The 1,236-nt window shown below is 73.9% G+C and carries 2 protein-coding genes; one reads left to right on the plus strand and one right to left on the minus strand.

What is annotated here, in order from left to right; all coding sequences use genetic code 11:
* The coding region (locus AB0I76_RS30260; RefSeq protein WP_357042656.1) for an alcohol dehydrogenase catalytic domain-containing protein at positions 1 to 547 on the minus strand (547 nt) is incomplete at its 3' end.
* 181 nt (positions 548 to 728) lie between these two features.
* Here AB0I76_RS30260 and AB0I76_RS30265 point away from each other — a divergent pair.
* Complete coding sequence (locus tag AB0I76_RS30265) at positions 729 to 1,157, plus strand: hypothetical protein (protein ID WP_357042659.1); 429 nt, start codon at positions 729 to 731, stop codon at positions 1,155 to 1,157.
* Positions 1,158 to 1,236 lie beyond the last annotated feature (79 nt).

Consider the following 1,236-nt stretch of genomic DNA (forward strand, 5'->3'; position numbering starts at 1 on the left):
CCGAGTCGCCCCGGGTGACGCCGCCGGTGTTCATCGCCGCGCCCAGACCGGCCATCACGCCGCAGCCGAGCAGGCCGACGGCGGCGGGGCGCGCGGACGGGTCAACCTTCGTGCACTGGCCCGCGTGGACCAGGGTCTTCTCCGCGAACGCGCCGATGCCCAGGGCCGGGCTCAGCTCGGTGCCGTCGGTGAGGGTCATCTTCTGCGCCGCGTTGTGGGTGTCGAAGCAGTACCAGGGGCGGCCCCGCCGGCAGGCCCGGCACACGCCGCAGACGGCCCGCCAGTTCAGCACCACGAAGTCGCCGGGCGCGACGGAGTCCACACCCGCGCCGACCTGCTCCACGACGCCGGCCGCCTCGTGGCCGAGCAGGAACGGGTAGTCGTCGTTGATGCCGCCCTCGCGGTAGTGCAGGTCGGTGTGGCAGACCCCGCACGACAGAACGCGGACGACCGCCTCACCGGGACCGGGGTCGGGCACCACGATCGTGGTGACCTCGACCGGTGCGCCCTTGCTGCGGGAGATGACTCCCCGGACCTGCTGGCTCACGATCTCCTCCTGCTCCCCGCCGACACCCCTGGCGAACGCATCGTCGGCAGCGCCGATCCCGCCCTCCGGGCGAACCTACCGCCGATCGGTGCGGTCGGCCCAGTGCCGCCCGCAGGCGGTTATCCCGCTCGGTGCGGGGTAGGCGGCGGGCACGGTTCGGCTGTCGGACGGGAGTGACGTCATGAAGCTCACGCATCTGCCGCTGCGGGTCAGCATCGGCGCGTTCATCCTCAACTCCGGCCTGGGCAAACGGAGCCTCGAAGGCGAGGCCGCAGAGGGTCTGCACGGGATGGCCGTGGGGGCGGTGCCGCAGCTCCGCGCGCTCGACGCGGACCGGTTCGCCAAGCTGCTCTCCCGCAGCGAGATCGCCCTCGGTGTCGCGCTGATCGTGCCGTTCGTCCCGGCGGTGGTGGCCGGGCTGGGGCTGGCCGGGTTCGGTGCCGGCCTGGTGCAGCTCTACCTCAGGACGCCGGGAATGCGGGAGCCGGGCAGCCTCCGGCCCACACAGCAGGGCATCGGCCTGGCCAAGGACGCCTGGCTGCTGGGGGCCGGCCTGACGCTGGTCCTGGACGGCCTCACCCACCGCCGCCGGAGCGCGCTGATCCTCTGACCGGCGCAGCGGGTGGGCCGGCTACGACGTCGCCGGTAGGGGTACCGGCGCCGCGAGCGCCTGCTCGGCGGCGTGCCGG

The organism is Micromonospora sp. NPDC049799 (assembly GCF_040656655.1).
Taxonomy (GTDB): domain Bacteria; phylum Actinomycetota; class Actinomycetes; order Mycobacteriales; family Micromonosporaceae; genus Micromonospora.

Coding starts and splice junctions, on each gene's coding strand:
- AB0I76_RS30265 (WP_357042659.1), top strand. CDS start 729: ATGAAGCTCACGCATCTGCCGCTGCGGGTCAGCATCGGCGCGTTCATC.